The sequence below is a fragment of the Thermodesulfovibrio sp. 1176 genome, from assembly GCF_029946585.1.
GTDB lineage: Bacteria > Nitrospirota > Thermodesulfovibrionia > Thermodesulfovibrionales > Thermodesulfovibrionaceae > Thermodesulfovibrio.
Genome location: NZ_JARZRZ010000002.1, coordinates 76,682 through 100,936 on the forward strand (window position 1 = coordinate 76,682; position 24,255 = coordinate 100,936).

General features: G+C 32.6%; 27 protein-coding genes and 1 riboswitch. Of the genes, 19 read left to right on the forward strand and 8 right to left on the reverse strand.

Translation table 11 applies throughout. The features are described from left to right. Positions 1 to 168: 168 nt before the first annotated feature. From QI155_RS04175 to QI155_RS04240, 14 genes are all read left to right on the forward strand, one after another. Positions 169 to 1,683 (forward strand): DNA methyltransferase, encoded by a 1,515-nt coding sequence (locus tag QI155_RS04175; RefSeq protein ID WP_281321174.1) that lies wholly within the window; start codon positions 169 to 171, stop codon positions 1,681 to 1,683. Between the two features lies 1 nt (position 1,684). Further along, positions 1,685 to 2,254, forward strand: a complete 570-nt coding sequence (locus tag QI155_RS04180) for a hypothetical protein (protein ID WP_281321175.1) — start codon at positions 1,685 to 1,687, stop codon at positions 2,252 to 2,254. Between the two features lie 64 nt (positions 2,255 to 2,318). Beyond that, positions 2,319 to 3,428: a histidinol-phosphate transaminase gene (gene hisC / locus QI155_RS04185; protein WP_281321176.1), complete on the forward strand. Its 1,110-nt coding sequence runs from the start codon at positions 2,319 to 2,321 to the stop codon at positions 3,426 to 3,428. A 3-nt stretch (positions 3,429 to 3,431) separates the two neighbouring features. Further along, complete coding sequence (gene aroF / locus QI155_RS04190; RefSeq protein WP_281321177.1) at positions 3,432 to 4,457, forward strand: 3-deoxy-7-phosphoheptulonate synthase; 1,026 nt, start codon at positions 3,432 to 3,434, stop codon at positions 4,455 to 4,457. Continuing rightward, positions 4,457 to 5,308, forward strand: a complete 852-nt coding sequence (locus QI155_RS04195; protein ID WP_281321178.1) for a prephenate dehydrogenase — start codon at positions 4,457 to 4,459, stop codon at positions 5,306 to 5,308. The genes aroF and QI155_RS04195 overlap by 1 nt, the downstream gene beginning before the upstream one ends. A 2-nt stretch (positions 5,309 to 5,310) precedes the next feature. After that, a complete protein-coding gene (locus QI155_RS04200; protein WP_254045461.1) occupies positions 5,311 to 5,544 on the forward strand; it encodes a DUF4258 domain-containing protein in 234 nt (77 codons plus the stop codon). Between the two features lie 64 nt (positions 5,545 to 5,608). Continuing rightward, on the forward strand, positions 5,609 to 5,866 hold the full coding sequence (locus QI155_RS04205; RefSeq protein ID WP_068860713.1) for a DUF2283 domain-containing protein: 258 nt from the start codon (positions 5,609 to 5,611) through the stop codon (positions 5,864 to 5,866). 42 nt (positions 5,867 to 5,908) lie between these two features. Next, positions 5,909 to 7,201, forward strand: coding sequence for a 3-phosphoshikimate 1-carboxyvinyltransferase (gene aroA / locus QI155_RS04210; protein ID WP_068860712.1), 1,293 nt, complete (start codon positions 5,909 to 5,911; stop codon positions 7,199 to 7,201). Beyond that, the gene (cmk, locus tag QI155_RS04215) at positions 7,198 to 7,866 is read left to right on the forward strand and encodes a (d)CMP kinase (RefSeq protein ID WP_068860710.1); all 669 of its coding nucleotides are present in this window, start codon (positions 7,198 to 7,200) and stop codon (positions 7,864 to 7,866) included. Before aroA ends, cmk begins: the two co-directional genes overlap by 4 nt. 23 nt (positions 7,867 to 7,889) lie before the next feature. Further along, on the forward strand, positions 7,890 to 8,732 hold the full coding sequence (ispH, locus tag QI155_RS04220; RefSeq protein WP_068860708.1) for a 4-hydroxy-3-methylbut-2-enyl diphosphate reductase: 843 nt from the start codon (positions 7,890 to 7,892) through the stop codon (positions 8,730 to 8,732). A gap of 12 nt (positions 8,733 to 8,744) precedes the next feature. Further along, positions 8,745 to 10,343 carry a 30S ribosomal protein S1 gene (locus tag QI155_RS04225; RefSeq protein ID WP_068860706.1) on the forward strand — a complete coding sequence of 533 codons (1,599 nt, stop codon included), beginning with the start codon at positions 8,745 to 8,747 and terminating at the stop codon, positions 10,341 to 10,343. Then, positions 10,340 to 11,197: a signal peptide peptidase SppA gene (gene sppA / locus QI155_RS04230; protein ID WP_068860704.1), complete on the forward strand. Its 858-nt coding sequence runs from the start codon at positions 10,340 to 10,342 to the stop codon at positions 11,195 to 11,197. The genes QI155_RS04225 and sppA overlap by 4 nt, the downstream gene beginning before the upstream one ends. Before the next feature lie 12 nt (positions 11,198 to 11,209). Beyond that, entirely contained in the window at positions 11,210 to 11,488 is a 279-nt protein-coding gene (locus QI155_RS04235) for an HU family DNA-binding protein (RefSeq protein WP_068860702.1), read from the forward strand. 1 nt (position 11,489) lies between these two features. Next, a complete protein-coding gene (locus QI155_RS04240) occupies positions 11,490 to 12,410 on the forward strand; it encodes an ABC transporter ATP-binding protein (RefSeq protein ID WP_068860696.1) in 921 nt (306 codons plus the stop codon). Here QI155_RS04240 and QI155_RS04245 read toward each other — a convergent pair. Further along, the gene (locus QI155_RS04245; RefSeq protein ID WP_281321179.1) at positions 12,403 to 13,563 is read right to left on the reverse strand and encodes an MFS transporter; all 1,161 of its coding nucleotides are present in this window, start codon (positions 13,561 to 13,563) and stop codon (positions 12,403 to 12,405) included. The two genes, QI155_RS04240 and QI155_RS04245, sit on opposite strands and share 8 nt — an antisense overlap. Positions 13,564 to 13,778: 215 nt before the next feature. Here QI155_RS04245 and speD point away from each other — a divergent pair, with 215 nt between their 5' ends. Next, the gene (speD, locus tag QI155_RS04250) at positions 13,779 to 14,186 is read left to right on the forward strand and encodes an adenosylmethionine decarboxylase (RefSeq protein WP_068860688.1); all 408 of its coding nucleotides are present in this window, start codon (positions 13,779 to 13,781) and stop codon (positions 14,184 to 14,186) included. After that, positions 14,134 to 15,054, forward strand: a complete 921-nt coding sequence (speE, locus tag QI155_RS04255; RefSeq protein ID WP_281321180.1) for a polyamine aminopropyltransferase — start codon at positions 14,134 to 14,136, stop codon at positions 15,052 to 15,054. The genes speD and speE overlap by 53 nt, the downstream gene beginning before the upstream one ends. On the opposite strand, the gene QI155_RS04260 is transcribed toward speE, so the two are convergent. The 3 genes from QI155_RS04260 to QI155_RS04270 are packed head-to-tail and all read right to left on the reverse strand — an operon-like array spanning position 15,055 to position 18,530. Next, positions 15,055 to 16,269, reverse strand: coding sequence for a phosphoglycerate kinase (locus QI155_RS04260; RefSeq protein ID WP_068860686.1), 1,215 nt, complete (start codon positions 16,267 to 16,269; stop codon positions 15,055 to 15,057). Between the two features lie 14 nt (positions 16,270 to 16,283). After that, complete coding sequence (gene gap / locus QI155_RS04265; protein WP_281321181.1) at positions 16,284 to 17,288, reverse strand: type I glyceraldehyde-3-phosphate dehydrogenase; 1,005 nt, start codon at positions 17,286 to 17,288, stop codon at positions 16,284 to 16,286. 15 nt (positions 17,289 to 17,303) lie between these two features. Then, entirely contained in the window at positions 17,304 to 18,530 is a 1,227-nt protein-coding gene (locus QI155_RS04270; protein WP_083200104.1) for a DUF1015 domain-containing protein, read from the reverse strand. An 87-nt stretch (positions 18,531 to 18,617) separates the two neighbouring features. Then, a riboswitch (Fluoride riboswitch) is annotated at positions 18,618 to 18,686 on the forward strand. A gap of 35 nt (positions 18,687 to 18,721) precedes the next feature. Here QI155_RS04270 and QI155_RS04275 point away from each other — a divergent pair. Together QI155_RS04275 and QI155_RS04280 are read left to right on the forward strand one after the other, a co-directional pair. Then, complete coding sequence (locus QI155_RS04275; protein ID WP_281321182.1) at positions 18,722 to 19,882, forward strand: cation:proton antiporter; 1,161 nt, start codon at positions 18,722 to 18,724, stop codon at positions 19,880 to 19,882. A 3-nt stretch (positions 19,883 to 19,885) separates the two neighbouring features. Further along, positions 19,886 to 20,311, forward strand: coding sequence for a universal stress protein (locus tag QI155_RS04280; protein ID WP_068860678.1), 426 nt, complete (start codon positions 19,886 to 19,888; stop codon positions 20,309 to 20,311). Here the strand turns inward: QI155_RS04280 and QI155_RS04285 are convergent, their stop codons facing one another. Next, positions 20,312 to 22,099: a KUP/HAK/KT family potassium transporter gene (locus QI155_RS04285; RefSeq protein WP_068860676.1), complete on the reverse strand. Its 1,788-nt coding sequence runs from the start codon at positions 22,097 to 22,099 to the stop codon at positions 20,312 to 20,314. It abuts the gene before it with no gap. 58 nt (positions 22,100 to 22,157) lie between these two features. Between QI155_RS04285 and hisD the strand changes: the two genes are divergently transcribed. Then, on the forward strand, positions 22,158 to 23,429 hold the full coding sequence (hisD, locus tag QI155_RS04290; protein ID WP_281321183.1) for a histidinol dehydrogenase: 1,272 nt from the start codon (positions 22,158 to 22,160) through the stop codon (positions 23,427 to 23,429). Here the strand turns inward: hisD and QI155_RS04295 are convergent. From QI155_RS04295 to cutA, 3 genes are read right to left on the reverse strand one after another with little or no spacing between them, the layout of a single operon-like run. Continuing rightward, positions 23,422 to 23,604, reverse strand: a complete 183-nt coding sequence (locus QI155_RS04295; RefSeq protein WP_281321184.1) for a DUF6800 family protein — start codon at positions 23,602 to 23,604, stop codon at positions 23,422 to 23,424. The genes hisD and QI155_RS04295 overlap by 8 nt on opposite strands. 13 nt (positions 23,605 to 23,617) lie before the next feature. Further along, positions 23,618 to 23,923 carry a hypothetical protein gene (locus QI155_RS04300; RefSeq protein ID WP_281321185.1) on the reverse strand — a complete coding sequence of 102 codons (306 nt, stop codon included), beginning with the start codon at positions 23,921 to 23,923 and terminating at the stop codon, positions 23,618 to 23,620. Further along, entirely contained in the window at positions 23,920 to 24,234 is a 315-nt protein-coding gene (cutA, locus tag QI155_RS04305) for a divalent-cation tolerance protein CutA (protein WP_068860670.1), read from the reverse strand. Before cutA ends, QI155_RS04300 begins: the two co-directional genes overlap by 4 nt. Positions 24,235 to 24,255 lie beyond the last annotated feature (21 nt).

The window sequence follows — 24,255 nt, forward strand, 5'->3', positions numbered from 1 at the left end:
TAATCAAGTTAATATTTGCCTCTTTTTTAGTATTAGCAATATACTAACTTTAACCTTGAAAAAAAGATGGAGGCGAGCATAAAATACATAATACATTGAAATTTAATGCTTTTAAACCAATTTTCTTAAATGAGTAGACAATACTTAACATCTATTAAGGAAGAAGATATGATTAATTTAAAAGAATTTGAGCAGGCTATAGTATCAGATAAATTAAATGGTATGTCTGATCTTGAAATTGGAAAGAAGTATAAGATTACATATCGCCAGCTTGAAAATATTTTAAGAAAAGCTACAGGAGTAAGTATAAGTTCATTAAAGAAAGAAAAGAAGCTCAAAAGACTTGCCCCTAAGGATTTTAAAGAGGAGACAACCACTGTGTGGAGTTTTAGGAGTCGTGGAGATTGGGCAACCCATAGCGGTGAATACAGAGGAAACTGGTCACCTTATATCCCGAGAAATGTAATTTTAAAGTACTCAAAGCCTGGGGAGCTTGTTTTAGATTATTTCTGCGGAGCTGGTACTACTGCTGTTGAGGCAAAACTTCTTGGCAGGAGATGTATAGCTTTTGATATTAATGAGAAGGCGATAGAACTGGCAAGACAAAATGTTGATTTTAAAATACCAGATACTAAGTCTTTAAAAATTTATGAGCCAGAATTATTCGTTGGTGACGCAAGAGATCTGTCATTTTTAGAAGATAATTCAGTTGACCTGATTTGCGCCCATCCACCATATGCAGATATTATCCATTATACAAATCATAAAGAAGGGGATTTATCTTTTCTTAATCTTGACAGTTTTTTAAAAGAAATGAAAAAAGTTGCTTGTGAAAGTTATAGAGTACTGAAGCCAGGTAGACAATGTGCAATCCTTATCGGTGACATGAGAAGGCATAAACATGTGGTTCCCTTAGGATTCAAACTTATAAATGTCTATCTTGACGCTGGTTTTAAATTAAAGGAACTTGTAATAAAGAGACAGCATAATTGTAAAACCACAGGTTTTTGGTATAAAAATAGTATTAAGTATAATTTCCTTCTTCTTGCTCATGAATATCTGCCGATATTTGAGAAACCTTTATATCTAAATGAATCAGTATATATTGGAGAAACATTAACACAGTATAAGGAAATTTTTACTCTTACTACAAATACTACAAAACCCCAAAAGGGGAAGTTAAAAGAGTTTGAGACAACTACTGTTTGGATCTTTCCTGAAGATAAATTGGAGTTGTCATTAGAAAAGAATGTAATTAAAAGATATGCACCATGTGGAAAGTATAGGCTTATTGAACTTACATTCAAGGATGAGGATAAAGAATATACTGGAAGATTACCTTTAGACACTATGGAACTTTTATTCGTTAAATCTCCATGTCTTGAGTTTAAGGAATTAAATTATGAATTTGTCGATATGTATCTTAAACATCTAAAGACATTTATCACAAATACTATTCATAGTATAAATAAAGATGGATATTGTGTAATTCAAACAAGAGATATTCAAGTAAAAGGTTATATTGAACCTATGGCTAAATATATAGTTGACATATTTGAAGATATACCAGAATTATTTTTGAAAGAGATTGTCGTGGTTTCAAAGGAAGCTCATAAAGAAAAGGAATTGTCTGAAAACTTAGAAATTACACATAATTATTTAATAGTTTACCGGAGGCTATAGAATGAATGAAGATGAGATGCGACAATTCATGCCCTTTAAAAAGAATGGTAAAAAGGTATCGCCGCTTTTTGTTTCTACAGTTAACGACAAGTTCATTGTTGCTGTTTATCAGGGAACTATAAGTGACTACGATATCTTGATAAAATATCGCCAAAGGGAAAGTGAGAAATGGTCAAATATAAGGACACCTAAGCATATTCATTGGGCTGTTGACATTCTTATAAAAATGCATTCTGATAGAGAAAAGACCCAGCAATTTTTAGATTTTTTGATTGAGTGTTGGGAAAAAACTAAACCGATTAGATCGAATGAAGAAAGAGAAAAAATTTTGAGTATAGAAAATTTATTAGAGTCCAGTCGCCAGCAAATCAAAGAATATGAAGCTCTGGGAAAGAAAGGAGAGTATAGTATCAAGTTTTTAATACTTTTGGCAAAGCTTTTAATGCTTCAAGAAAAAACTAATTTAGAAACTGCGTATATGTTCAAAAAGTTATTAGAAGCTCTTAAGTCAGGTGAAGACATCTTTAAAATTGTCTCAATTGCTTCACATACAGGCGGTAGGAAAAGATAAGCAAGGTATGTTTTTTAGAATTTTGTCTTATAATATCAAAAATTTTTCATAGGAGGAGGAATTTATGATTAAACCACTACCTTATGTGGAAAAAATTCAACCGTATATTCCAGGGAAACCAATTAAAGAGGTTGAAAGGGAGCTTGGAATAAAGGAGTGTATAAAACTTGCATCAAATGAGAATCCTTTAGGTCCTTCACCAAAGGTTTTAGAAGCCATTAAGGAATTTTTGTCTAATCCAGCAGAACTTGCAAGGTATCCAGAAGGAAGCGGATATTATCTTAAAAATGCATTATGTGAGTTTTTTTTAAAAAAAAGAATAAATTTAACTCATGATGAGATAATTTTTGGTAATGGCTCTAATGAACTTATAGACATAGCAGTAAAAACCTATGTTGGTCCCGGGGATGAGGCAGTTATGGCAAAACCCTCTTTTATTGTTTATGCAATGAGTGTAACTTCTCAAGGAGGAATTCCAAAGGAAGTGCCTCTCCGAGATTGGAAACATGATCTTGAAGGAATGCTTAAGGAAGTAACAACGAAAACAAAGATTGTTTTTATAGCCAATCCAAATAATCCAACAGGTACCATGAACTATAAAAAAGAATTTGATGAATTTATGAAAGCCCTTCCAGATGGAATATTGGTCATTGTAGATGAAGCCTATTATGAATATGTTACAGATTCAGACTACCCTGATACTTTAAAATATTTTCAGGATGGCAGAGATATACTAATTTTAAGAACCTTTTCAAAAGCCTATGGACTTGCAAGCCTGAGAATAGGTTATGGTATCGCTAAAAAAGAAATAATTACCGAAATGAACAGAATCAGAGAACCCTTTAACACAAACACAATTGCTCAGATAGCAGCAGAGGCTGCTTTAAAGGATGAGAAACACCTAAAAAAAGTATTAGAAATAAATGAAAAGGGTAAGCAATATCTATACAGCGAACTTGATAAAATAAAAGAAATCAAATATCTTCCAACTCAAACAAATTTTATTTACATAATACTGCCAGATTCTATTTCATCTCATGAAGTTTTTGATTTCCTTCTCAGAAATGGAGTTATAATAAGACCAGTTGGACCAAATCAAATAAGAGTGACCATAGGGTTACCTGAAGAGAATAAAGCTTTTATAGATGGTTTAAAAAAATTTTTTGGAGGTTAAAAAATGGATATTATTGTATTAAAACCAGATGTAAGTGACGAACAAATTGAAAAAATTGTAAAAAAACTCGAAGCAAAGGGACTCAAACCCCATGTATCAAAGGGAACAGAAAGAACAATAATTGGTGTAATCGGAGATACATCAAAGGTAACAGAAGATGAAGAAAATGCTATAAGAGCAATTCCAGGAGTTGAAGATGTTTTAAGAATTCTTAAACCTTACAAACTTGCAAGTAGAGACTTCAAAAAGACAGACACAATTATTCAAGTTGATGACTTCCAAATCGGAGGTAAAAAAGTTCATGTTGCAGCAGGCCCCTGTGCCGTAGAAAACAGAGTAACCCTTCTTGATATAGCTGAGAAAATTAAATCAGCTGGTGCAACCTTTTTAAGAGGTGGTGCTTTTAAGCCACGCACATCTCCCTATTCCTTTCAAGGTCTTGGAATAGAAGGACTTAAGTATCTCAAAGAGGCAAAGGAAAGAACAGGACTTCCTGTAATAAGTGAAATTATGGATCCAAGAGATATAGATGTAATGCTTGACTATGTTGATATTCTCCAAATTGGCACAAGAAATATGCAGAACTTCAAGCTGCTTATGGAAGTTGGCTCAGTTGACAAACCTGTTTTGCTCAAAAGGGGAATGTCTGCAACAATAAAAGAACTTCTTATGGCAGCAGAGTATATTCTTTCAAGGGGAAATGAAAAAGTTATACTCTGTGAAAGAGGGATAAGAACCTTTGAGACTGCCACAAGAAATACCCTTGACCTTAGTGCTATTCCATTACTTAAATCTTTAAGTCATCTTCCAGTAGCAGTAGACCCCAGTCATGGTGTTGGCAAAAGAGATCTTGTTGCGCCAATGGCAGTTGCTGCAGTTGCTGCTGGTGCTGATATGCTTTTGATAGAAGTTCATACAAATCCTGAAGAAGCTCTCTCTGACGGAGAGCAGTCCCTTACTCCAGAGCAGTTTAAAAATATGATGGAAAAAGTTAAAGCAGTTGCAATGGCTATTGGTAGGGAAGTCTAATGGAGGATGGATTTAAAACTGTATCAATTATTGGAGTTGGATTAATTGGAGGATCCTTTGCTTTAGCCTTAAAAAATAAAGGATTGGTAGATACAATCATCGGCTATGGCAGGAATGAACAAAGGCTTAAAAGAGCAGAATCACTTGGAATAATTAATCAATTTACAACTTCATTAAAAGATGCAGCATTAGCTGACATTGTTGTACTTGCAACTCCTTTAGGAGTTTTTGAAAAAATTGTTTCAGAATTGGCTGAATTTTTAAAAAAAGGGACTGTTGTAATAGATGTGGGAAGTGTTAAAGAATTGGTTGTAGAAAGGATTGAAAAGATTTTACCCGGAGGAGTTCATTTTGTTGGAACCCATCCCATTGCTGGTTCTGATAAAACAGGATTTGAATATGCGCGGGCAGACCTTTTTGAAGGAGCAAAGGTAATTATAACACCAACTGAAAAAACTGATAAATTGATTCTTGAGAAAGTATCTAAATTATGGAAGGAAGTGGGTGCAGATGTTGAATTTATGTCTGCAAAGAAGCATGACAGAGTTTATGCCTTAATGAGCCATTTACCTCACCTTATTTCCTTTTGCATGGTAAACACAGTAGCTGATATAGATAAAAACTTAATAACCTATGCTGGTTCAGGATTTAAAAGCTTTACAAGGATTGCCAAAAGCTCTCCAGAACTGTGGGGAGACATTTTTATTATGAATAGTGAAAACATTTTAGACTACCTAAGTATTTTTTGTGACAAAATTGAAGAAATGAAGAGATTGATTAAGGAAGAAAAGTTAGATGAATTGAAAAAATGCATTGAAAAAGCAAAAAATCTTAGAGAGAGAATTTCTTAAAAATGTATTTTGAAAAAATTATAATTCATAAACATGCTCAAGAAAGAATGCAAGAGAGAGGAGCAACTGAAGAAGAGGTAATACAAACTCTAAAGGAAGGAGAAAAATTTCCTGCAAAATTTGGTAGAATTGGTTTTAGAAGAAATTTTTCCCTTGAGGGAGTTTGGAGAGGCAAAATCTATAAAACAAAGCAAATTGAAATTTACGGAGTTATAGAAGACGGTACGGAGTTATAGAAGACGGTAATTTTGTTGTAATAACGGTTTTGGTAAAATATTTTTAGTTAGGAGGCGAAATAACATGAAATTAAGCTATGATTCTAAATATAATATTGCTTATATAAAATTTAAAGACAAACCTGAACAGGTTGAAACTATTCATCTAAGTGACGAGGTAAATATAGATCTTACTCCAGATGGTAAAATATATGGAATAGAATTATTAAATGCTAATGAACAACTGCAAATTTTAAAAGATATGAAATTTATTTTTACTGACCAATCTTCAGGTTTAACAATAGAATTACCAATCAATTTTAAATCCAAGGCAAATTTATAAAATTCTTTATGTTATGAAATCGAAATTAGGGAGCTAATCATTATGAATAGAATAATTGAAAAAGCAACTTTTCTTAAAGGAGAAATAACACCACCACCTGATAAATCTATATCGCACAGAGCAGTTATGTTTGCCTCTCTGGCAAAGGGTGAATCAAGGATAAAAAATTTTCTATGGGCAAAGGATCCTATAAGTAGCCTAAATGCAATGAAAGCTCTTGGAGTACAAATTAAAGTAAATGATATAAAAGAAATTATAGTTCATGGACAGGGATTACAATCCCTTAAAGAACCTGAAGATGTTATTGATTGTGGAAACTCTGGAACAACGATAAGGCTTTTAAGTGGAATACTGGCTGGACAGCCCTTTTTGAGTGTTCTTACCGGAGATGAATCATTAAGACAAAGGCCCATGAAAAGAATTATAGAACCTTTGAGGCAAATGGGAGCAGAAATTTACTCAAGAGCAGATAACAAATTCCCTCCAATTGTAATAAAAGGTGGGAACCTAAAAGGAATTAGTTATAAAATGCCTATTGCAAGTGCACAGGTAAAAAGTGCAATTCTTCTTGCAGGACTTTTTGCAAAAAGCGAGACCACTGTAAAAGAACCTCATAAAAGCAGAGACCATACAGAAAAAATGCTAAAAAGCATGGGTGTTGAACTTTATATAACAAACAACACAATAAAAATCATTCCGCCATTACAACAAATAAATCCCTTTGAAATAACTATTCCAAATGATTTTTCTTCAGCTGCCTTTTTTATTGGAGGAGCTTGTTTAGTGCCAGACTCTGAAGTAATAATAAAAAATGTTTGTCTAAATGAAACAAGAACAGGTTTTCTTGAAGTTCTAAGCTCCATGGGAGCAAAAATTGAGATATTTAATTTAAAAGAACAAGCAGGAGAACTTATTGGAGATATTTTAGTTAAGACATCTTCTGAACTTAAAGGCGTTACTGTTCATGGAGAAATAATTCCAAGACTTATTGATGAATTTCCAATTTTATGTGTTATTGCAACTCAGGCAGAAGGACTAACAATTATCAAGGATGCAAAAGATTTAAGAGCTAAAGAGTCAGATAGAATAAAAGCAATGGCAACAGAACTAAGTAAAATGGGAGTTCCTATAAAAGAATTTGAAGATGGAGTAGAGATAAAAGGTCCTTGCAAACTTCAAGGAACAGAAGTTTATTCTTATAAAGATCATAGAATAGCTATGGCATTAAGTATTGCAGGACTAATTGCAGATGGAAAAACTACTATAAAAGATGCAGACTGTGTTGATATATCTTTTCCTGAATTTTATAATTTTCTTGAAATACTTCAGAAATGAAAAAAGTTATAGCAATTGATGGACCTTCTGGGGCTGGTAAAAGCACTATTTCAAAGGAAATAGCAAAAATTTTAGGATTTCAATATCTTGATACAGGTGCTTTATACAGAGCAATTGCATATCATTTTTTCATAAAATTTAACCATATTAAAGATTTTTCAACATTATCAGACAAAGAAATTAAAAAAGAGCTTAAAAAAATAAAAATTAATTATGAAAATGGTAGAATTTTTCTTAATGGAAAGGATGTTTCTTTATTAATCAGAGACCCTCAGATAGGTGCTGTTACTTCTCAAATTTCTGCTAAACAAGTCATAAGAGATTTTTTGCTTCCTCTGCAAAGAGATTTTGCTCAGATAATGGATATTGTAGCTGAAGGCAGAGACATGACAACAGTTGTATTTCCTGATGCATGGAAAAAATTTTATCTTGATGCCTCTCCCGAAATAAGAGCCAAAAGAAGATATGAACAACTATTAAATCTTGGAAAAGAGATAACCTTTGAAGAAGCATTAAAGGATGTCATAGAGAGAGACAAAAGAGATTCTTCACGGCAGAATGCACCATTAAGAATTAGTGAAGATGCTTTTTATATTGATACATCAATGCTTAATCTTCAAGAAGTTATCTCACTAATTTTAAAAAAAGTTGCAGAGTCTGCTTAATATCTTGTATTATCAAAAACAGTATGCAGAAAATCGTTCTGGTAGAAGGTGCAGGATTTTGTTTTGGAGTTAAAAGAGCAATTGACATAGCCTTTGATGTTGCTCAAAAACATAAAGATGGCGTTTTTACATTAGGTCCTATAATTCATAATCCTCAGGTTGTTGAAAAATTAAAGGATTTAGGTGTACATCCCATAGAAGATATCGATAACAAAAATATAAGAACCTTAATAATCAGGGCTCATGGAATTCCAAAGGAAAAATTTGAAGAAATTAAAAATCTTGGAATAGAAATAATCGATGCTACATGCCCTTTTGTGAAAAAAGCTCAAAGTATTGCTGAAAAATTAACATCTGAAGGTTATCAAGTTCTTATTATAGGTGATAAAGAACATCCTGAAGTTAAAGGAATTTTTAGCTATGCCGGTGAAAAAGCTGCCGTAATAAGCTCTGATGAAATTCCAGCTCTAAATAAAAAAATTGGTATAATCGAGCAGACAACCCAGCCAATGTCTAAGGTTAAAGAAATAATGAATAAAATAATCAATTCTCTCAATGAATTTGAAGAAATAAGAATTTTTAACACTCTTTGTAATTTTACATCTAAGCGACTTCAGGCAACAGAAAAAGTTGCAAAAGAAGTAGATTTAATGATTGTTGTAGGTGGGAAAAACAGTGCTAATACTACCCAACTTGCTAATCTTTGCAAAAAAATTGGTGTTACTACCTATCATATTGAAGATGCTAAAGAAATTGACAAAGAGTGGGTAATATCTGTTAAAAAAATTGGTGTTACAGCAGGAGCATCAACACCTCAGTGGATCATTGATGAAGTAATAGAAAAAATTAAAATGTTTATAAATTAAGGAGGAAGGAGCATGCAGAGCGAACTTAGTGAAAAGCAAGAATTAGAGAGTCTTTATGAGGGGACACTTTCTCGTGTTGAAAGGGGAGAAATTGTTAAAGGAAAAGTAATAGGAATAAGAAATGATGGCATTATAGTTGATGTGGGATATAAATTTGAAGGAATAATTCCCCATAATGAGTTTACAAAGGAAGAATTAGAAAGTCTTAAAGAAGGTGATGAATTTGAAGTTTTTATTGAAAAAATTGATGATGCCCAAGGTGCAATATATCTTTCAAGAGATAGAGCTTTAAAAATTAAAGGTTGGGAAATGCTAATAGAAGCCAATGAAAAGGAAACTCCAATTGAAGTTAAAGTTACGGGCAAAACCAAAGGTGGACTAATAGCTTCTTTCTTCGGTATAAAAGGCTTTATTCCAGCATCATTACTTGAATTAAGAAAACCAAAAAATCTTGACAATTATATAGGACAAAATTTAAAGGTAAAAATAGAAAAGATAGAAACACCAAAAAATCTCTATGGGTCTTGGAAAAATGTAAAAACCACTCTGGTGTTTTCCAGAAAAAGTTATCTTGAAGAACAAAGGGAATCCCTAAAGAAAGAAATGGCTCAGAAAATAAAAGAAGGAGCTAAAATAAAAGGCATTGTAAAAAATATAACTAACTACGGAGTTTTTGTTGACCTTGGTGGCATTGACGGATTTATTCATATTTCTGATATATCTTGGGGTAAAGTTAAACATCCATCCCAATTTTTTGAAATAGGGAAAGAATACGAATTTGTTGTATTAAAATCAGATATTGAAAATGAAAGAGTAACTCTTGGTTATAAACAAAAGAAACCAGATCCATGGGAAAACATTGATAAAAAATATCACTCTGGTATGAAAGTTAGAGGAAAGGTTACACGCATTGAAGATTTTGGATTATTTATTGAAATTGAAGAAGGTGTTGAAGGATTAGTCCATATAAGTGAACTTGACTGGACAACGCCAAAGAATCCAACTTATTATGCTGAAGTTGATGAGTGGTTAAATCTTAAAATTCTTGATATTGACAAGGAAAACAGAAAGCTTTCTTTAAGTTTAAAACAACTAAAACCAAAACCTTGGGAAGTTGTGGCTAAAAAATATAAAATAGGTGATAAAGTAACAGGTAAGGTTAAGACAATTACTGATTTTGGAGTTTTTGTAAGACTACCCGAAGGAGTTGATGGACTTATTCATATATCAGATATTTCATGGACAAAACATGTTGATCATCCCTCTCAATTTTTTAAAAAGGGACAAAAAATTGAAGCTGTAATTTTAAATTTAGACCCTGAAAAGGAAAAACTTTCTTTAGGTATAAAACAACTTACTGATGATCCTTGGTTAAAAGAAATTCCTGAGAGATTTAAAGTAGGAGAAGTCTATAAAGCAATTGTTCTTAAAAAAACTGAACATGGATTGTTTGTTGATTTAGAAGGAATTGTAGAAGGACTTGTCTATAACTCAGAGATAAATAAAGAAAAACCTGTAAAAGAAGGAGATGAAATAAGTGTTGTTGTTGTTAAGGTTGACACAGAAAAAAGAAAAATAGGACTTAGCATGAAAAGGGCTGAAGAAGAATGATAGGAAAAAAACTTAAAATTTTCTTAATTATTTTAATTGGACTTATATTAATAAGCTTTCTTGCTACTATTATGGAAAGTAGTCTTTCCTATGGTAAAATTGCTATGGTTAATGTTAAAGGAATTATAGTTGATTCAAAAGCAGTAATAGAGGAAATTAAACAATACAGAAAAAATCCAGCTATTAAAGCAATTGTTTTAAGAGTTGACAGCCCCGGTGGAGCAGTAGTTCCATCTCAGGAAATTTACGAAGAAATTAAAAGAACAATTAAGGTAAAACCAGTTGTTGTATCAATGGGATCTATTGCAGCTTCAGGTGCTTACTATATTTCCTGCCCAGCTACAAAAATAATTGCTAATCCAGGAACCATAACAGGCTCAATTGGAGTATTAATTGAAATACCAAATATTAAAGGTTTACTCGATAAGATAGGAGTTAAAGCAGAAGTAATAAAAAGTGGTAAATACAAAGACATCACATCGCCATTGAAACCACCACTTCAAAGTGATGAAAAAGAAGTGCTACAGAGACTAATTGATGATGTCCACGACCAGTTTGTCGATGCAGTTTCTGAGGGAAGAAAAATACCTATTGAAAAAGTTAAAAAAATTGCTGATGGAAGAGTTTTTACAGGATTAAAAGCAAAAGAAATTGGTTTAGTTGACGAAATTGGCGATCTTGAGTATGCTATCAAAGTAGCTGCTCAGCTTGGAAACATTAAGGGAGAACCTGAAATAATTATGAAAAAAACTACTATTTTATATGAACTTCTGAAGGGTGATACAGAATCATTGATAAAGAGATTATTACCTACAAGTCAAATTTATTACCTATACTTACCACAAACAAATTGAAGGAGGAGAAAAATGAAAAAATCTGAATTAATTGACAAAGTATCTGAAAAGATAGAATACCTCACTAAAAAACAAGTAGAAACAATAATAGACATGATATTTGATGCTATGAAAGATAAACTAATAAAAGGAGAAAAAATTGAATTAAGAGGGTTTGGTAATTTCAAGGTAAAAACAAGAAATTCCCGCCAAGCTAGAAATCCTAAAACTGGTGAAACAGTAACCGTTCCACCACAAAGAGCAATTCAATTTAAAATGAGCAAAGCATTAAAGGATGCATTAAATAAGTGAAGTGTTACTATATGTAAAAGGACTTAATGTTTTCTATAAAAATATAGTCTATCTTGAGGATATTAATTTTCAAGTCAACAAAGGAGAGATTTTTTCTCTTGTAGGTGAAAGTGGAAGTGGTAAAAGCTTAACTGCACTTACCTTAATTAATCTATTACCTGAATATTTTAAGGCAGAAGGAATTGTAGTGTTTAATGGAACAGAAATTTTAAATCTTCCATCTTACCAATTAGAAAAAATAAGAGGCAGAAAAATTTCTATAATATTTCAAGACCCTACAACTTCTCTTAATCCCTTGATTAAAGTAGGCACTCAAATTGCAGAAATGCTAATTCATCATTTAAACATTTCAAAAAAAGAAGCTTTGAAAAAGACAAAATCAATTCTTGAAAAATTAAAAATACCCCATACAATAAATAGTTATCCCCATCAACTTTCAGGTGGAATGAAGCAGAGAATAATGATTGCAATGGCTATAGCCTGTGAACCTGAGTTAATAATTGCCGATGAACCAACCACAGCATTAGATGTAACAGTACAGGAAGAAATTCTTGATTTGCTATATTATTTAGTAAAAAGTGAAAACAAATCTCTAATTTTAATTACTCATGATATGAACATTGTTTCTGAGTATGCCGACAGAGTAATCGTTATGTATGCTGGTAGAATTATGGAGGAAGGAAAGGTGGAAGATGTCTATAATAACCCTTACCATCCTTATACAAAGGCTTTACTTAGTTGTATACCTTCTGCAAAGACCGAAATAATGGGTATTCCTGGTAATATCCCAAACTTAAAATCATTACCTAAAGGATGTGTCTTTAATCCAAGATGTAAATATAAACAAGAAATCTGTTCAAAGGAGATACCAACATACAGAAAAGTTTCAGATGATCGTTATGTAAGATGTTTTTTCACTTAGACAATTTAAAAGAGGAATATATAGAAACAAAAAGCATAATTAAAAGACAGACAATAAAAAATTCCCATCCAAAATTTTTATAAATAATACCAGGTAAGTAAGAGCCAAGGACTCCTCCAGAATAATAAATAGATATATAAGCACCATTTACAAGACTTTTTTGAGTTGTTGTCAATTTATTTAAATATCCCGATGATACAGAATGAACAAGAAACATTCCTGAGCAAAAGCCAAACATAACAATAAAAATTAATAAAAGATTAGGGATAATAAACATAACAAGAAAGAAGGCATAACAAGAAAGACCTAAAAGCAGAGTTTTTCGTTCATCCCCCAATAATTTTATAATTTTAATAGCTATAAAAGAAATAGCTATACCAGTAATATATCCCGAATATATAAATCCTATTGTTAACTCAGTACTTTCTGCATAAAGACTTTTAATACGGAATGGTAAAAAATTAGTAATCGCAGTAAAAATAAAAAAAAGGCAGAATACACTCAAATAAATCTTTTTGTTTGTTTTTTCAAAGACAATTTCAATTAATTCTTTTAATGGGAGTTTATTGCTTAATTGCTTAGGACTCACAATATCATCTAAAAAAAAATATACTATTGGAATTACTAACAAAAGACTTACAGCCATAACTTGAAAACAGGCTTGCCAACCAAAAAAAGTAGCTAATACACTTCCAATAACTCTACCAAGCAAACCACCAATTGTAGTAAAAGCAATATAGTAAGACATATAAAATTGAATTTTTTCTTTTTTAGCTTTTAAAGAAATATATGTAGTATTTGATGTCAGAATCATTGATATCATAAATCCTTCCAAAAATCGTAAAAAAATCGCCAATTGTAGTTGATCCGTTATTGAAATACCAAAAACAATAATTGAGTGAGCTAAAGCAGCAAATAGAATCATTCTTTTTGGCGATAAAAAATTAAGAATTACACCAGAAACAATCGGTATGAAAGTTAAAGGAATAAAAGTAGCACTCATAATAAGTGATATAACATCCATCTCCGATCTAAAAACATTACTAAGTAGCGGTAAAAGAGGTTGGGGCATATGAAGAGCTGAAATTGTAAGCACTGTAGTATAAATTATGGCAAGAAAACTTTTTATTGGCATGAAATAAAGTATTGCCATTGTTTACAAATTATGTCAAGATGAAAATAATTCTCTAAATTTTTGACAAATAAATACAAAGTATACAATCTTTAAAATCGCTTAATACAGTACTTTTCAATTGTCAAAATTAAAGTACAAAGATTAAATTTGACAAAAAAAAATTTTTTTAATTAATATATATAGTTTACAGGGGCTTTGTCCCTGTTTTCATCTCTGTGGGAGGAGGGCGAAAATTGTATGCTTTAGGGACCCATCTTTTAATTGAATTAAAAGAATGCAATCCTGAGATCCTCAAGGATCTCGAAAGTGTCCAAACCATTCTGGTTGATGCAGCAAAAAAAGCTAATGCAACAATAATTAACATTAATTTCCATGAATTTAGTCCTTTTGGTATTAGCGGAGTTGTTGTTATTGCAGAAAGTCATCTTACAATTCATACCTGGCCAGAATACGGCTTCGCAGCAGTTGATGTATTTACCTGTGGTGATACTATTAAACCTGAAATTGCAGCTCAATATATTATAGAAGCCTTTGAATGTAAAAATCCATCAATAGTGGAGATGAAAAGAGGAATTATATCTCATAAAAATGAGAAACTTCCTCACAAAGTTTGCTATGATGAATACCAAGTGGTATATTGAAAAAACATCAGAAGATGAGATTTTACTTCATTCTCTGAGGGAGATAACCTATTCTGGGGAATCTCCCTATCAGAGAATTGAAGTAATTAAGACTGGTAATCTAGGCAAATGCCTTTTACTGGATGGCAAGATGCAGTCATCTGAGATGGATGAATTCATATATCATGAGGCATTGGTTCATCCAGCTATGTTTTTGAGTAATGATCCGAAAAAAGTTCTCATTGCAGGTGGTGGTGAAGGTGCAACAATAAGAGAAGTGCTTAAGCATCCTGTAACTGAAGTAGTAATGGTTGATCTTGATGAAGAGGTAATTAAAATATCTAAAAAATTTCTACCAGAGTGGAGTAATGGTGCTTTTGATGATCCGAGGGTCAGGTTAGTTATAGATGATGCGAGAGCTTATATTGAAAAAATTAATTCCTATTTCGATGTGATTATAATAGACTTACCAGAACCCCAAGAAGGAGGTCCTGCCTATCTACTTTATACAAAAGAGTTTTACGAAAAGGTTTATAATGCTCTTACTCCAGAAGGTATAATGGTTACACAGTCTGCTTCTACTTCACTAAATAATATAAAAATTTTTATTTCCATTGTTAAAACTCTAAAGGAAGTTTTTCCATACGTTAAGCCTTACATAGCTAATATTCCCTCTTTCTTTGCTCCTTGGGGTTTTGTTCTTGCATCAAAAAAAATAAATCCTGGGACAGTTATTCTTGATGAAAAAATATCGTCTATAGAGGATAAATTAAAATTTTATGATTTAGATTCCCATAGAAGTATGTTTAGTCTTCCAAAATATATTAAGAAGGCTATAAATGAAGGAGGGGTAGTCATCAGAGATGACTCCCCTCTTTCTTTCTATTAGTTAATCTCTTTTTTTATTTGGTAAAACAGCTAATCCTACAAGTTCTTTCCCTTCAAGAAGTTGTAGTGCCGCTCCACCACCTGTTGAGATAAAAGATATTGAATCACTTACACCAGCTCTGTGAACAGCATAGTCTGTATCTCCGCCGCCAACTATTGTAAAAGCATAAGAATCTGCTACAGCATGGGCAATAGCAAAGGTTCCACGAGAAAAAGCATCTATTTCAAAAACTCCCATTGGTCCATTCCAAAGAATAGTTTTAGCATCATGAAGAACCTCAGTAAATAATTTAACTGAAGCAGGACCTATATCAAGCCCTCTCCAACCAGGAGGAATTTCCTGAACTGGAACAATCTTTGTTTCAGCGCCTGCTTCAATACTTTGCGCTATGACAACATCAACGGGAAGGTAAAATTTCACTTTATTTCTGCGCAATTTTTCCATAATTTTTTCTGCAAAATCTAACATATCTTGCTCAACAAGAGAGTCTCCAACTTCATATCCAAGTGCTTTGATAAATGTAAAAGCCATTCCACCACCAACAATTACTTTGTCAGCTTTGTCAGCAAGATTTTCAAGAACACCTATTTTACCTCCAACTTTTGCTCCGCCAAGTATCACTATAAAAGGTCTTATAGGTGATTCAATCGCTCCTTTTAGATACTCAATTTCTTTCTTCAATAAAAAACCAGCTGCTGAGGGTAAAAATTTAGGAATACCTACTATGGATGCATGAACCCTGTGGGATGCTCCAAAGGCATCATTAACATAATAATCCGCTAAAGATGCAAGGGCTTTAGCAAACTTTTCATCATTTTTTTCCTCTTCAATATGAAATCTAAGATTTTCAAGTAAAATAACATCACCTTCCTTCATTCTTGAAACCAAGTGTTCTACCTGTGGGCCTATACAATCAGGAGCAAAAATAACTTCTTTGTTAAGAAGTCTCTGCAATCTTCTTGCCACAGGAGCTAAAGAGTATTTGGGATCTAACTTACCTTTTGGTCTTCCAAGATGAGAAGCGAGTATCACCTTTGCTCCTTCATCAATAGCATAATTTATCGTAGGTAAAGTAGAACGAATTCTTCTGTCATCGGTTATCATCAAATTTGCATCAAGGGGTACATTAAAATCCGCTCTTATAAAAACTCTCTTTCCTTTAATGGGAAGATCCTCGATAGTGACTTTATCGAAGGAATTATTAAATGGAGTCATTTTAACCTCCTTTTTTAAATCTTGTTCATTAAGTATAAAATTAAATCTCTTACTCTACAACTGTATCCGTATTCATTGTCGTACCAAGAAATTACCTTTGCAAGTTTATTTTCAATAACCTTAGTAAGAAGTGAGTCAACAATGGAAGAATAAGTGGAACCATTAAAATCAATGGATACAAGAGGTTCTTCTATATAGTAAAGTATTCCTTTCATTTCTTCTTCTGAGGCTCTTTTAAGAACTTCATTAATATCTCTTTCTGTTACTTCCTTATTTAACTGAACAACAAGATCAACTAATGAGACATTGGGAGTAGGAACTCTTATTGCAAGTCCGTCAAGTTTACCCTTAAGCTCCGGTAAAACTTTACCAACTGCCTTAGCTGCACCAGTTGTAGTAGGAATCATTGATACAGCCGCAGCCCTTGCTCTCCTGAGATCTTTGTGAGGAAGATCAAGAATTCTCTGATCATTTGTGTATGAATGCACTGTTGTTGCAAAACCTCTTTCAATGCCGAAAAATTCATGTAAAATTTTTGCCACTGGAGCAAGACAGTTAGTTGTACAAGATGCGTTGGAGATAATTCTATGAACAGATGGATCAAGAAGATGATTATTAACTCCCATCACTACAGTGATATCCTCTTCTTTTGCTGGTGCGGTTATGATTACCCATTTTGCTCCTGCATCAAGATGTTTAGAAGCTCCTGCTCTATCAGTAAATCTACCTGTAGATTCCACTACTATATCCACATTCAAATCTCCCCATGGAAGTCTTTCGGGTAAGGTTTCAGCAAAGACCTGTAGTACTTTACCATTAATTACAATGGTATTGTCCTTAGCCTGAACATCGGCTTTAAATTGTCCATGAACAGAGTCATATTTAAGTAGATGGGATAAAGTATATGCATCAGTAAGATCATTGATAGCTACAATTTCAATTTCAGGAAAATCCTGACAAGAACGAAAAAATAGTCTTCCTATTCGACCAAAACCGTTAATGGCCACTTTTATTGCCATAGCTACCTCCTTTTTTTATTCTTTGAGACTATTGATAACCATACCTGTAAGAAGTTTAGGATAGAAATAGGTGGATTTTGGAGGCATTCTAAGTCCAGAAATCGCCACTCTTTCAATATCCTCTACTTTTGTTGCCCTTAAAACAAATATAGAATCACATTTTCCTTCATGAACCAATTTCATACCTTTATCTATATTTATATCATAACAAATTTCTCGCTGAGGGAAAAGTTGTTTTATGACAGCTTCTTCTAAAATATTAACATCAAGATTTCTTAATTCTGGAGGTAGATTATCAAGAGATGGCCCAATGTATTTTAATAAATACCATTTTTTATCTTTTAGATACACTCCAAAATTTCCATATCCTTTTTCTTCAACAAATTCCTCGATGTCAGAAAATTTTTCATTTATTTCTCTAAATATAAAGTTAGGATTACTTGAAAGTAAATCTTTAACAGGTTGAGAAGTACTTAAAAGTCTATGAGTAGGAAGTATAAGATATCCGTTATCTTCTATATTTGACAGAAACATTAAAACATAATTCCAAGGAGCATCTGTTGAATTAGGATATATTTTCTCCATCTCTTTTTGAAACTCCAGAGCTACCTCATATCTATGATGACCATCGGCAATAAAAAGAGGTTTATGTTTAAATTCATTTATTATACTTTGAACTTGAGTATTGTCTCGGATTTTATAAATCCTGTGTTCGTTGCCATCTAAATCCTTTGCTTTAATATAAGGCTTTTCAATTTTTTCAAGTATTTTAGAGGTTATTCTTTCTTTAGAGCGATAAATTGAAAAAATTAAAGAAGTATTTGCCATACAAGCCTTCATTAAATTTAACCTATCAGCCTTAGGCTTAGAATAAGTCTGTTCATGAGGAAATATACCTCTGCCTACTTCTTCAAGTTTTACAACTGCTACAATACCTCTTAAAATTTTATTTTTTCTTTTATACTTGTAAGATACTTCATACCCATAGAAACAGGGGTCATCATCCTGAATAAGAATTCCCTCTTTAAGCCATTGCTGAAAAAATTCATTAGCTAAAGCATATTTATCCAAGTTAGGTTGATTTTTTCCATAGTCAATTCTGATTATGTTATAAGGACTCTTTAAATAAAGTTCTTCTCTTAACTCCTCCGAAATAATATCATAGGGAGGACTCATGACATCACTTCCGTTAACCTTTTGCGGATTATAGAGAATGCCTCTAAAAGGTTTAACTATCGCCATAAGCAATATAATAACATTTAAATTTAACTCAACTCAAATAAAGAATTTTGAGGAAATTGCTTGATTAAAAAACACGGTATGCCTTATATTAAAAAAGGCGATGGAGTTCGCCTTTAAGTGCCTCTGATTTTCAGGGCTGATAACTCCTACTTGAAAAATGTAGGTATTTTACCCTGAATAAGGAGGCAAAAATGTTTGAAATTCTTCTAAAGGCTTCTTTCTGGTTTTTCCTTGCTATTGTTTCTACAGTAATTGCTACAAAGCTTCGTTTAGCAACCGCATTAACAGAAATTGCGGTTGGAGCAATTGCAAGCCTTGCTATTGCAAATTCAGGCATATCAATTGGTGAAAATGATATTTGGATTAAATTCATTGCAGGTGTTGGAGCTATAATGCTCACTTTTCTTGCAGGTACTGAACTTGAACCAGAGATATTAAAAACAAGATGGAAAGAAACAGCAGGGATAGGATTAATAGCCTTTTTAGCCCCTTTTCTTGGATGTACAGCCTTTGCTTACTATCTGCTTGGCTGGAGTGTTAAAGCAAGCTGGCTTGCAGGCGTTGCTCTTTCAACAACTTCTGTTGCAGTTGTCTATGCAGTAATGCTTGAATTGGGATTGAATAAAACAGAATTTGGTAAAGTCATTCTCGCAGCATGCTTTGTAAATGACCTTGGTACAGTCATAGCTCTCGGACTTATTTTCTCTCCCTTTACTATAAAATCTTTGATTTTTATAGGTTTTACAATTTTTATTGTTATTTTTGCTCCATTGGTAACCCCGAAAATTTTTAAAAAATTTGGCAATAAACCCTCAGAATTTGAAACGAAATATCTTTTATGCATACTTTTTGGTCTCGGTGCTTTAGCCATATGGTCAGGAAGCGAGGCTGTTCTTCCAGCTTATATTTTTGGTATGGTTTTAGCAGGAAGTGTCGGCAAAGATAATCAACTTATTAGAAGATTGAGAACCCTTACAATTGGATTTCTAACACCAATTTATTTTTTAAGGGCTGGCTATTTTGTTTCCATTCCATCCTTAATTGCAGCACCCTTGGCTCTTTTGGTATTATTGGGTGGGAAGATGATAACAAAAATTGTAGGTATTTATCCTGTTACTAAACTTTTTAAATTTAAACATAAAGAAGGAATGTATACAACACTTCTTATGTCAACAGGACTTACCTTTGGTTCCATCTCTGCTTTATTTGGATTAACCCATGGAATAATTGACCAGAGTCAATACTCTCTTTTAATTGCTGCTGTAATTGGTAGTGCAGTAATCCCAACAATTATAGCCAATGCTTTTTATTTACCAAAGTATCTCTTACCTAAAACCAAAAAGGAGGATTAAAAGATGTTAAAAAGAATTCTCGTTGCCTTTGATGGTTCTCAGGAATCTTACAAAGCTTTTGATTTTGCCTTAAATCTCTCAAAGGAATGTTCCTCTAAAGAGAGAAAAATAACTGTTCTTTCAGTAGCTCAGCCTCCTGAGCCTGCTGATATAGTAGAAATAAAAGCAGTAATTGATAGTGCCACAGAATACTACAAAAAGGAGTTTGAAAAAGTATTTTTAGTTGCAAAAGAGCATGGAATTGAAGTAAGAACAGATATTGTTGTAGGGCATCCAGCTGACCAGATAGTAAGATATGCTACAGAAAATGGTTTTGATATGATAGTCATAGGGCAAAGGGGTATGTCAAAAATTGAAAGATGGCTTCTTGGTTCAGTATCCCGAAGAGTAGCAACCTATACAACATGCCCTGTTGTGATAGTTAAATAGTTACATCTCTATTCTTGTTAAAACTCCGTGAAGTTTTCTTGAAGGCAATCGGAAAAAGCTTATAAAAGTTGGCGTTATTCTTTTTATAAAGACAAATATTTTCCAGTATCCTTTTGCAGATATGTCTTCAAGACCGTAAAATATTGCTCTTTCATCAATTCCGTTTTCCATTAATATTTCTTCAATGTTTACAACTTCCATATAACCAATTTCAATCTCAAAAACTCTTATACCCATGTAAAGCTCTTCTTTAAAATATCCAACTACTCCAAATGGATCTGGTCTGATTATAATTGACAGAAATATATTGTCTTCATAAATTATTCCATGATAAAACATTGTTTCAACTATGTATGGTGAAATCTTACTTGTATCTTTTATAAAGAAAATAGCTGTTCCGGGTATTTTAGGATTTGTTTTATAGACTCTCTCAAATTTTAAAATAAAGTCTTCTCTATCCATAAACTTCATAGCACTGTAAAGTTTTTTCTGCCCATTAGTAAAAAGCAGAATGGTTAAAAGTGGAAATAATGCAAGCAGAATTGAGTAATATCCACCATGAGGAATCTTATGCAGACATGAACTGAAGTATATAAAATCAACAGCAGTAACAGCCAAAGCAGCTATCAGTGCAATATAGTTTCTTTTAAGAAAAAATATTGAAATCAGCATAACTCCTGTTATACACATATTTCCAGTTACAGCAAGTCCATAAGCTGCTGCTAAATTAGAAGAACTTTTAAACTCTAAAATAATAAACAAAACTGCAAAAAGCAAAAACCAGTTAACACTTCCAATGTATATCTGAGATTTTAACTCCTTTGAAGTATAATTAATCTTCAACATTGGCATTATTCTTGTTGTGATTGCTTGATAGATAATTGAAAACATTCCACTAATCATTGCCTGTGAAGCAATAACAGTTGCAGATATACTCAAAATTAAAAAAGGAATATAAAGATAGGATGAAAAATTTAAAGATAGCTCAAAAAGAGTATTTTTAACATGTGGATGAGCTAAAAGAAAAGCACCCTGACCGAAATAATTAATAGAAAGAACAAAAAACAAAATTGCCCATGCATGCCTTATGGGTTTTGAACCAAGATGTCCCATATCTGCATACATTGCCTCAGCACCAGTAGCACACAGAATTACCTCTCCTAAGATTAAGTAACCCTTCCAGCCATTTTTTAAAAGGAAATCTATGGCATAATATGGATTTACAGCTTTCAAAACTTCTGGATTTTTCAAAATTCCATAGATGCCAAGAATAAAAAGACAAAAAAACCATAAGACCATTACAGGACCGAAAGCAGAGGCAACCTTTTCAGTTCCTTTTTTCTGAAAAAGAAATAAAAAGATAGTAATAACCATTGCTCCTAAAATATGCATTCCCTGTGATACTGTTATACCCGGAATAAAAGCTGAACCCTCAACAGCACTTAAAATACTTATTGATGGAGTTATTACACCATCACCTATAAGAAAAGAGATTCCTATAAAGGATAAAAATGTGATAACTCCCTTAGCTTTTTTTGATTTTGAGAGAGATTTAAATATCTCAGCAAGAACAATTGTTCCACCCTCACCCCTTATACTGAGTCTCATTGCAAGCACATTGTATTGAAGAGTTGGAAGTATAACAAGTGTCCAGAATACAAGAGAAAGAACGCCAAGAACATTTTCATAAGTTGGTTCAAGAATTAAAAAGGCAACAGTTAAAGTATATATGGGGCTTGTTCCTATGTCCCCAAAAACAAGCCCAAGAGCTTTTATTATTCCTGTCATAAATTTTTATTATATCACCAAACTGGCAATTGTTATAAAATTTATTTTATAATTTTTTATGTTGATTATCAAAGATAAAACTGAGATTCAGAGATTCATTAAAAGACTCTGTAAACGGTCAACTTCTGAGCCTGAAATTGAAGAGAATGTTAAAAAAATTCTCAATGAAGTTAAAAAAAAAGGATATAAAGCTTTAATTAAATATACAAAGTTATTTGATAGACACGGCCTTCCGCTTAAAATTGAGCCTGAGGAAATTAAAGAAAAGGCAAAAGAAGTTTCAAAGGGAGTCCTTAATGCTCTGAAGTTTGCTGCACAAAGAATAAGAAAATTTCATGAAAGGCAGATTGAAAAATCATGGAAGTATAAAGAAGGAGACATTGTTCTTGGACAGATTATAAGACCCCTTCACCGCATAGGAGCATATGTTCCGGGAGGTAAAGCCTCTTATCCATCAACAGTTCTTATGAACATTATTCCTGCTCAGGTAGCGGGAGTAAGTGAAATTGCTGTATGTGTTCCAACCCCACGAGGGGAAATAAATCCTACAGTGTGTGCTGCTTTAGAATTACTTGATATAAAAGAAGTTTACAGAATTGGTGGAGCACAGGCAATTGGAGCATTAGCTTATGGAACAGAAACAATTAAAAAAGTTGATAAAATTGTAGGACCCGGCAATATCTATGTAGCTACAGCTAAAAAACTCGTATTTGGAGAAGTTGATATAGATATGATAGCAGGACCCAGTGAAATAATGATTGTAGCAGATAGCTCTGCAAATCCCGCTTTCATAGCTTCCGATATGCTAAGTCAAGCAGAACATGATGAAATGGCAAGCAGTATTCTTGTTACAACATCTGAAAAACTTGCCTATGAAGTGAAAAAAGAAATTTCAAAACAGCTTAAAACTTTACCAAAAGCTGAAATAGCAAAACAATCTCTGAAAAACTTTGGAGCAATAGTTTTAGTACAATCATTAGAGGAAGCAACAGAAGTCGTAAATAAAATTGCACCAGAACATCTTGAGATTATGACAGAAAATTCTGAGGAATTATTGCCAATGGTTAAAAATGCAGGCGCTATATTTTTAGGTCCATGGAGTACAGAACCAATAGGAGATTATGTGGCAGGACCTAATCATACTTTGCCCACCGGAGGCACAGCAAGATTTTTTTCTCCATTAGGAGTTTATGATTTTATAAAACGAAGTTCTTTAATCAAAATAGGTAAAAAAGGATTCGAAGAAATTGCACCATATGTAGAAAGACTTGCAACCATTGAAGGATTGCAAGCCCATGCAAATACAGTTAAAATACGAAAACCTACTTAACAGATGCTAAAAAGTCTTCAATTTTTAAAGAAGGAGCAATTTTTGAAACTTTATTAAGAATACGTTTTTTTTCTTCCTCGGTCTTTGCTAATTTAAATTTTTCTCTTAACTTGCTTAATTTTTCTCTACGATGTCTTCTTTTTTTTAAATCTCTCTCCACAAGCCTTCTTGACATAGTAACCTCCTTTTTAGAGATTTAGATAATTAAGCAATCGACTAATTATTATATAGCCACCACAGGGAATTGAACTTTTATTAATAATGAAATCACATCCATCTTCACGAAAATCACATTTACTACAAATAAATATTAGATCATGCTTTATTACAATCTCTGTATCCAAATGTAATAGTTCAACCAAGTTCTTTAATTCAGATGGTGTTATAGATTTTTGAAGATAAAAATAGCTACCACATAATTCAGTTTCTTTTTCCGGTTTATAATAATGACAAAACTTCTCGCAGATTAGAGAGGTAAAAGCATTCTCCTTCATATTGTTACTTCACTTAACCATTTTAAATAATCTTCTGACCCCTTTTTAATTTTTATTCCTATAATTTCTGGTACTGTATAGGAATGAAGTGATTTAACCCTTTCTTTAAGCCTATCAAAAAGCTCTTCCTTTGTCTTTACAATCATTAATACTTCAGAGTCATCTTCAATCTTGCCCTGCCAAAAATAAATTGAACGAACATTTCTAATTATGTTTATACATCCAGCAAGTTTTTCTTCCACAAGAGTTTTTGCTATATTTACAGCCTCTTCTTCCTTTGGTGCTGTTATAAATACTACCATGTAATCCATACTTTAATTATATAAAATTTA

Bases quoted from the DNA above. Each gene is read 5' to 3' on its own strand.
- speE (WP_281321180.1), top strand. From the start codon at position 14,134: ATGAGAAACTTCCTCACAAAGTTTGCTATGATGAATACCAAGTGGTAT.
- QI155_RS04225 (WP_068860706.1), top strand. From the start codon at position 8,745: ATGCAGAGCGAACTTAGTGAAAAGCAAGAATTAGAGAGTCTTTATGAG.
- aroF (WP_281321177.1), top strand. From the start codon at position 3,432: ATGGATATTATTGTATTAAAACCAGATGTAAGTGACGAACAAATTGAA.
- hisC (WP_281321176.1), top strand. From the start codon at position 2,319: ATGATTAAACCACTACCTTATGTGGAAAAAATTCAACCGTATATTCCA.
- QI155_RS04195 (WP_281321178.1), top strand. From the start codon at position 4,457: ATGGAGGATGGATTTAAAACTGTATCAATTATTGGAGTTGGATTAATT.
- QI155_RS04205 (WP_068860713.1), top strand. From the start codon at position 5,609: ATGAAATTAAGCTATGATTCTAAATATAATATTGCTTATATAAAATTT.
- sppA (WP_068860704.1), top strand. From the start codon at position 10,340: ATGATAGGAAAAAAACTTAAAATTTTCTTAATTATTTTAATTGGACTT.
- QI155_RS04235 (WP_068860702.1), top strand. From the start codon at position 11,210: ATGAAAAAATCTGAATTAATTGACAAAGTATCTGAAAAGATAGAATAC.
- ispH (WP_068860708.1), top strand. From the start codon at position 7,890: ATGCAGAAAATCGTTCTGGTAGAAGGTGCAGGATTTTGTTTTGGAGTT.
- QI155_RS04280 (WP_068860678.1), top strand. From the start codon at position 19,886: ATGTTAAAAAGAATTCTCGTTGCCTTTGATGGTTCTCAGGAATCTTAC.
- hisD (WP_281321183.1), top strand. From the start codon at position 22,158: ATGTTGATTATCAAAGATAAAACTGAGATTCAGAGATTCATTAAAAGA.
- QI155_RS04260 (WP_068860686.1), bottom strand. From the start codon at position 16,269: ATGACTCCATTTAATAATTCCTTCGATAAAGTCACTATCGAGGATCTT.
- QI155_RS04295 (WP_281321184.1), bottom strand. From the start codon at position 23,604: ATGTCAAGAAGGCTTGTGGAGAGAGATTTAAAAAAAAGAAGACATCGT.
- QI155_RS04200 (WP_254045461.1), top strand. From the start codon at position 5,311: ATGTATTTTGAAAAAATTATAATTCATAAACATGCTCAAGAAAGAATG.
- cmk (WP_068860710.1), top strand. From the start codon at position 7,198: ATGAAAAAAGTTATAGCAATTGATGGACCTTCTGGGGCTGGTAAAAGC.
- cutA (WP_068860670.1), bottom strand. From the start codon at position 24,234: ATGGATTACATGGTAGTATTTATAACAGCACCAAAGGAAGAAGAGGCT.
- QI155_RS04300 (WP_281321185.1), bottom strand. From the start codon at position 23,923: ATGAAGGAGAATGCTTTTACCTCTCTAATCTGCGAGAAGTTTTGTCAT.
- gap (WP_281321181.1), bottom strand. From the start codon at position 17,288: ATGGCAATAAAAGTGGCCATTAACGGTTTTGGTCGAATAGGAAGACTA.
- QI155_RS04180 (WP_281321175.1), top strand. From the start codon at position 1,685: ATGAATGAAGATGAGATGCGACAATTCATGCCCTTTAAAAAGAATGGT.
- QI155_RS04245 (WP_281321179.1), bottom strand. From the start codon at position 13,563: ATGGCAATACTTTATTTCATGCCAATAAAAAGTTTTCTTGCCATAATT.
- QI155_RS04175 (WP_281321174.1), top strand. From the start codon at position 169: ATGATTAATTTAAAAGAATTTGAGCAGGCTATAGTATCAGATAAATTA.
- QI155_RS04270 (WP_083200104.1), bottom strand. From the start codon at position 18,530: ATGGCGATAGTTAAACCTTTTAGAGGCATTCTCTATAATCCGCAAAAG.
- aroA (WP_068860712.1), top strand. From the start codon at position 5,909: ATGAATAGAATAATTGAAAAAGCAACTTTTCTTAAAGGAGAAATAACA.
- QI155_RS04275 (WP_281321182.1), top strand. From the start codon at position 18,722: ATGTTTGAAATTCTTCTAAAGGCTTCTTTCTGGTTTTTCCTTGCTATT.
- QI155_RS04285 (WP_068860676.1), bottom strand. From the start codon at position 22,099: ATGACAGGAATAATAAAAGCTCTTGGGCTTGTTTTTGGGGACATAGGA.